Origin of the sequence: Paenibacillus sp. 102, assembly GCF_039549175.1 — a bacterium.
Classification (GTDB): Bacteria; Bacillota; Bacilli; order Bacillales; family Bacillaceae_G; genus Bacillus_A.
Window position 1 is genome coordinate 21,745 of record NZ_JBCGHT010000030.1, and the last position, 6,059, is coordinate 27,803.

The window sequence follows — 6,059 nt, forward strand, 5'->3', positions numbered from 1 at the left end:
AATATGAGAAAAATAGGTTACGTACGAGTAAGTTCTGTTGATTAGAACCCAAAGAGACAATTACAACAAATGAAGGAAATTGGAATGGACAATATATATGAAGAAAAGGTGTCAGGTGCTACACGAGACAGACCTATACTTGGGCAAAAACATCCTAATTGGAATTTATATATAATTTTATCGATAGTTAAATATTCAAATGTAATTTATACTATAAGTAATTACATAATTCTTGAAAGCGGAAGTAAACATATTTCGTTTATTTAACTTTATTTAGCATCCGTTAGTAACATTTAATTTTTAGAGTTCATAAAAACGTACTTCCCCGTTTACCTTTCCACCAGTGAATAAAACTTCAATACTTCTAATTTCTTCATCCGTTACAAAAAAACCATGTGATTCGCAACCGATTATATTATTGTGACCATCTGCAAAAACTGAAAATCCGCTTCCGGTAACTTTTTGAGCACTTGGGAGTATTCCCAAAGTATAATTCAAAGTGAAATTTGCATCCAAACTCCACCCATTACGACCCAGATAGAATCCGGTTGTATCCCATTCACCTATTAACTCTGGTACATTACCTTTCATCCAAATGAAACTCTTATAAGATTCACTCTTGCCATTAAGTCGAATTAATAACCGAAAATCCTTTTCTTCAGCAGATAATATTCCAGCACCAACGATTTTAATCATCTTGCTTATAGGAGGTGCACTAAGGGTTACACTTGGGCTATCACTAAAATTCATCTCACTAAGTAGATTCATTTCTACACACCTTTCAATTGTTTTAATGGTAAGCAATATTAATATTGCTTATGGGTTTGATATTTATACAGGAAACTTCAATTCAAAACATAAAGTACATTAATTTCTATTAGGGTTCATCATACATGCCCATCAACTTAAGAAAACAGCCCCATCCCAAAACGGAAAAATGAGTTTTTTTGTTAGAAGTTAGTACAAAATTTCGTTCTGGGGGCGCTATAAAACCTTAGCTTGATAGCGATGTATAGTGACCCCTAAAACAAAGTGTGGAGGGATCTTCCCATTAAATGGGGTAGAAGGAGCAACTGTGCCGGAGTGACCCCTAAAAGTATCTTCAATTATTCTGAAGAGACTTTTTAAGTTTCTGTAACAGGACCGAATCCATTATATGAGCACTTTGTAAATAGAATTGAAGGAAAGAAATAGCCCCATCCGACATTCTGTGCCCGAATTTGTAGGGTGATTATTTTACCTTACACATTTGTAATGTTTATGTAAGGAAAATCAATGGGTAGTACGATTTCTCAATGCTATAGTAACAAAGTACTTTCATTCATAAAATTAAATTTACGCTTCTTCTGTTAGTAGGCCTTATAGGCCTAGTGACAGGATTTTATAAGACGGTCATGTTATCTAGGAAACATTGATAGTGGCAAGAGTAGAGATTATTGAATGAAAATAGAGAATAGATGAAAAGAGGGATAGAAATGAAGACAGTATTAGAGGCGAAACAGATTAAAAAAGTATACGATACAGGTGGAAATAAATTTGAAGCGTTAAAAGGGATTAACTTGCAAGTAAAAGAGGGTGAGTTTGTTGGCATTATGGGACCTTCTGGTTCTGGTAAAACGACTCTTTTAAATGTTCTTTCTACGATTGATAATGCGACGAACGGTGAAATTTTAATTGAGGGAAAAGATATTGTGAAAATGAATGATGATAAGTTGGCATTGTTCCGCCGGGATCATTTAGGATTCATTTTTCAAGATTATAACTTATTAGATACCTTAACGGTGAAAGAGAATATTGCTTTACCTCTTGCGTTATCAAAAGTGAAGGCAAGTGAAATTGATCACCGTGTTCTTAAAATTGCAAAGAAATTTGGTATTGATCATATTTTAAATCAGTTCCCCTATCAAGTATCTGGTGGACAGAAACAACGCTGTGCAGCATCACGTGCAATCGTGACAAATCCAAGCATGGTTTTTGGAGACGAGCCAACAGGAGCGCTTGATTCCAAATCAGCAACAGATTTATTGGAAAGTATGAAGTCGTTAAATGAACATGATAATTCAACCATTTTAATGGTAACGCATGATGCGTTTGCAGCAAGTTACTGCAAGCGAGTTATCTTCATTAAAGATGGTGAGCTATATAAAGAATTACACCGCGGGGAATTAACTCGTAAACAATTTTTCCAACAAGTAGTCGACGTAATGTCCGCAATTTCTGGGGGTATGGCAGATGACATTATCTAGTATTGCTCTCCGCAACATACAGCGGAACTTTAAAGATTACTTTTTATACTTTGCATCTATGATCTTTAGCATCGTTATGTATTTTACATTTAAAGCACTTCAATACAATTCACAAATGGAAAAAGCAGCGGAAGGTTCCCAGAAAATTAGTGGGGGATTCCAAGCTTCAAGTGTAATGCTTATTATTTTCGTAGCGGTATTTATTATATACTCTAACGGATTCTTTACACGTAAGCGTAAAAAAGAAGTTGGATTATATTCTTTATTAGGTATTCGTAAAAGACAAATTGGTAAAATGCTGTTTTATGAAAATATGTTAATGGGATTAATGTCATTAGTAATTGGAATTGCGATTGGGAGTGTACTTTCAAAATTATTCCTTGAACTACTAGTAAGTATGATGGGATTAAACTTAAATGTTCACTTTGAAGTACCGATGTCCGCGATTGTTGATACAGCAATTATCTTTATTGTGATTATATTGTACACATCACTTCAAGGATATCGTTTAATTTACCGCTTTAAACTGATTGAACTTTTCCATGCGGAACGTGAAGGAGAAGTAATGCCAAAAGGGTCAGTGATTATGGCGTTGATCTCAGTATTTTTAATTAGTTCAGGTTATTTCTTATCACTGATGTATGATAAAGCACTTAAGTATGCGGACTTTATGATAGTTGCACTGTATATTTTACTTGCGACAGTATTAGGAACGTACTTACTATTTATGTTCTTTACTGTATTTGTGTTGAAACGTGCAAGACATAATAAATCATCTTTCTATAATAGCATGAACATAGTGACGACATCACAGTTACTATATCGTATTAAAGGAAATGCGAAGTCACTTGCGACAATTGCGATATTAAGTGCAGTAACATTAACAGCAGTTGGTACATCTGTAACGCTGTATTACAATGCATTTAAACAATCGAAATATTTTGCACCATACAGTTATTCTTACGAGAAAAAAGATGCGGTACTTGATCAGAAAGTAAATAGGATTTTGGATGAAGAGAAACAGAGTCATCCTGTAACGAACCAATTCGAAATAGAAATGGTTCCTGTGAAAGGGAAGTTTGAAGGCAAAAAAGTAGATATAGGTAGGAATAAACAGGATTCAGTTACCAAGGAATATCAGCTTGTATCGCAATCAGTATTTAATCAAATAGCAAAGAAAATGGATGTAGAGGCCGTAAGTTTGGCAGCCAACGAGGCATTCGTATTTGATGGTATGTATATTGAAGGTCATGAATTTAGTCCGGTATATAAAGGGAACAAAGCTGTATTCCCAATAGGAAATGAAACAAAGGCATTGGCGATTAAAGGTGCTGAAGGTCGTAATGTAACGAACTTAGGTGAATTATTCGTTGTTATACCAGATGAAGTATATAACAGTGCAAAAAAAGTATCTGCGACACGTATTGTTAAAAATATCGATGTAAAAGATGAAAAGAATGGTAAAGTGCTAACGGAGAAATTAAGGAAAGTGATGCCAGCTGAAGCTGGGAAAGCAGAATTTGAACAACCTTTCAATGATTTCTACACTGGTTTCCACAGTATGATGGAAGCAACAGGGTTAATGATGTTTATCGGTCTCTTCTTAGGTCTAGTGTTCTTACTAGCAACAGGTTCTATCATTTACTTCAAACAATTAACAGAAGCAAGTGCAGACCGCAATCGCTATATAGTACTCCGCAAAGTTGGCGTTACAAAAAAAGAAATGAAAAAGGCGATTGCAAAACAAGTAGGCTTTATCTTCGCGATTCCATTAGTAGTAGGAATCTGCCACAGCTTATTTGCATTAAAAGGATTAAAGACAGTAATGCCAAATGAAATTCTGATTCCATTACTAATGAGTATCGGTGTGTATAGCGTTATTTATATCGGATATTACTTCTTAACAGTTCGTTCTTATTATAAGATTGTGAGCGAGAAGTAATGAATAGGGCAGCTATCGCTATAGGCGGTAGCTGTTTTTTTATGGGAATCTTATAAAAATATAATAAAAATCCCCCGCTGAAATTGGAAATTTTTTCTGATGTGGCGGGTTATTCTTTGAATCGTTTCCGTACCCCAAATAATGATGAAATAACTATTAAATCCTTTGAAAAGCGTTATGTAGTTGTAGCACCATGTAAAGAAGTAGGAAGCCTAAAAGAGCTACTTTACTATTCAGACTTAGAGAAAATCATTCAAGATAAAGGTTGGAAAATGTCAATAGAAAGGGGAATCATTTATAACTTTAATTCAGATGGTAATGTAGAACCAAAATATGTTTTTAGTGGATTTCAAGGGAATTCTAATATAGAAGTTGAACAAAATATAAAAATATTACTAAAGGGGAAGTATTTAACTTTAGCCTATAGTAAAAATAATGAAGAGGAACGTAGTAGAAAAATAGGTAAATATGTAAAAGAAAATAATTTAAAAATTAAAAGTTTTATTGAAGTGGAGTTATTTAATGATTTCTTCAATACAGAATCCTATAGTTGCCAAGTTCAAATGCTTATAGAAAATAATAATGAAGTTGACTAAGAATAAGTAGGTATCACAACAGGAAACATAGATGTGAATCCTAAAAAAGCTTCTATACAAAGTGAAACTTTAATCAGTGCGGGGTTCTTCATCCTTCACTGATTATTAGTTGAACCAATCGGGCTTTTACGTATAGTTTATCTCCCACCTAATTTCTTTGCCTTTGCTGAATTTTTGAGTATTTCTTGTAACATAGTCACAGCTTTTGTTTATAGAACCAATAGCCGAAGGTTTTGCGAAATCCGCAAGATTTCAAAATCTACGTCCTGTCTCTCCTACGATTAAAGAATTTGAAATGATTCATGCTCTATATAAACGAAACCGAAGTTTGTAACCAAACTTCGGTTTTTCAACGTGCAATGAATAACAGCGATTACTTATTATTACATAAAATTTAATTGTATCGAATCTCACTTTGTTTCTGTTAAAGAACTTTGCAACAGGACCTTAAATAGTATATCAATTTAGCAATTCAAGAAAAAAAGTTCTAGATTACTATAAATTTTTTTCTTGGTAATTTTCTTTAGATATAACAGTATTCTCATTATGTTTAGGGAGTGGAAATAAATTACTGATGAATGCAGCTCCAAGCATTGGTAATAATAAATTAATTGGGAAGAACATAAGCAATAATACTGTAATGGCGATTGGTTTTCGTATTGCATAACTTGAAATAGCTGTGGTCACAATAGCTACAGAAGCAATGGGATCTAACGGTATGATTGTGGCCAAAGCGTATCCAATACTTGCGCCAGAAAATATAATTGGAAAAATGTGCCCACCACGCCAACCTGTATTTAAACAAACTGCCGTTATACATAATTTTAAAACCCCTGAAAGAAGCAGCATCCAAAATGATAATTGTGTCCACTCACTCACTAGTTCTTTTAATTGATGTTCTCCTGAAAACATTGTATATGGGAAGAAAGTTCCTACAACGCCTAAAACAACACCACCTATAATTCCTAATGCTAGCTTATGTTCTTTAAAAGGATGTACTACCTTTTCCAATATGTATTCTACCTTAAAATAAAAATAACCTACACCAGCACCTATACAAGCAAGCGGCAGAAAGGCGATCCATTCATGAAGTGCAAAAGATCCTTCTCCAAAATTAACAATAAAAGATCCTCGATTATCAAATTTACGGCTCTGTTGCAAAGTTTGAAAAAACATAAACCCATTTACAAAATACGGTTATCGTTTAAGAAGTTCTGAATAATTGCTGTAACTCCTTGTACGTCGAAAAAGAGAAGCCTGGAATATGACTTCTCT

The 6,059-nt window shown here is 33.9% G+C and carries 3 protein-coding genes and 4 pseudogenes; 5 read left to right on the forward strand and 2 right to left on the reverse strand.

Going from position 1 to position 6,059, the window contains the following annotated elements; translation table 11 throughout:
- Positions 1-3 precede the first annotated feature (3 nt).
- Positions 4-132 (forward strand): annotated as a pseudogene (locus AAIE21_RS27805) (recombinase family protein); the annotation flags it as partial.
- Between the two features lie 168 nt (positions 133-300).
- Here AAIE21_RS27805 and AAIE21_RS27810 read toward each other — a convergent pair.
- Complete coding sequence (locus AAIE21_RS27810) at positions 301-768, reverse strand: hypothetical protein (protein ID WP_343269672.1); 468 nt, start codon at positions 766-768, stop codon at positions 301-303.
- A 707-nt stretch (positions 769-1,475) separates the two neighbouring features.
- Here AAIE21_RS27810 and AAIE21_RS27815 point away from each other — a divergent pair.
- The 4 genes and pseudogenes from AAIE21_RS27815 to AAIE21_RS27830 all read left to right on the forward strand — a co-directional run.
- Positions 1,476-2,246, forward strand: coding sequence for an ABC transporter ATP-binding protein (locus AAIE21_RS27815; protein WP_343269673.1), 771 nt, complete (start codon positions 1,476-1,478; stop codon positions 2,244-2,246).
- Positions 2,233-4,188, forward strand: a complete 1,956-nt coding sequence (locus AAIE21_RS27820) for an ABC transporter permease (protein ID WP_343269674.1) — start codon at positions 2,233-2,235, stop codon at positions 4,186-4,188. Before AAIE21_RS27815 ends, AAIE21_RS27820 begins: the two co-directional genes overlap by 14 nt.
- Before the next feature lie 137 nt (positions 4,189-4,325).
- Positions 4,326-4,784, forward strand: a pseudogene (locus AAIE21_RS27825) (MerR family transcriptional regulator); the annotation flags it as partial.
- Positions 4,785-5,016: 232 nt separating this feature from the next.
- Positions 5,017-5,118: pseudogene (locus AAIE21_RS27830) on the forward strand (IS6 family transposase); the annotation flags it as partial.
- Positions 5,119-5,279: 161 nt separating this feature from the next.
- On the opposite strand, the pseudogene AAIE21_RS27835 reads toward AAIE21_RS27830, so the two are convergent.
- Positions 5,280-5,930: pseudogene (locus tag AAIE21_RS27835) on the reverse strand (chloride channel protein); the annotation flags it as partial.
- Positions 5,931-6,059: the final 129 nt, after the last annotated feature.

Bases quoted from the DNA above. Each gene is read 5' to 3' on its own strand.
- AAIE21_RS27810 (WP_343269672.1), bottom strand. From the start codon at position 768: ATGAATCTACTTAGTGAGATGAATTTTAGTGATAGCCCAAGTGTAACC.
- AAIE21_RS27815 (WP_343269673.1), top strand. From the start codon at position 1,476: ATGAAGACAGTATTAGAGGCGAAACAGATTAAAAAAGTATACGATACA.
- AAIE21_RS27820 (WP_343269674.1), top strand. From the start codon at position 2,233: ATGACATTATCTAGTATTGCTCTCCGCAACATACAGCGGAACTTTAAA.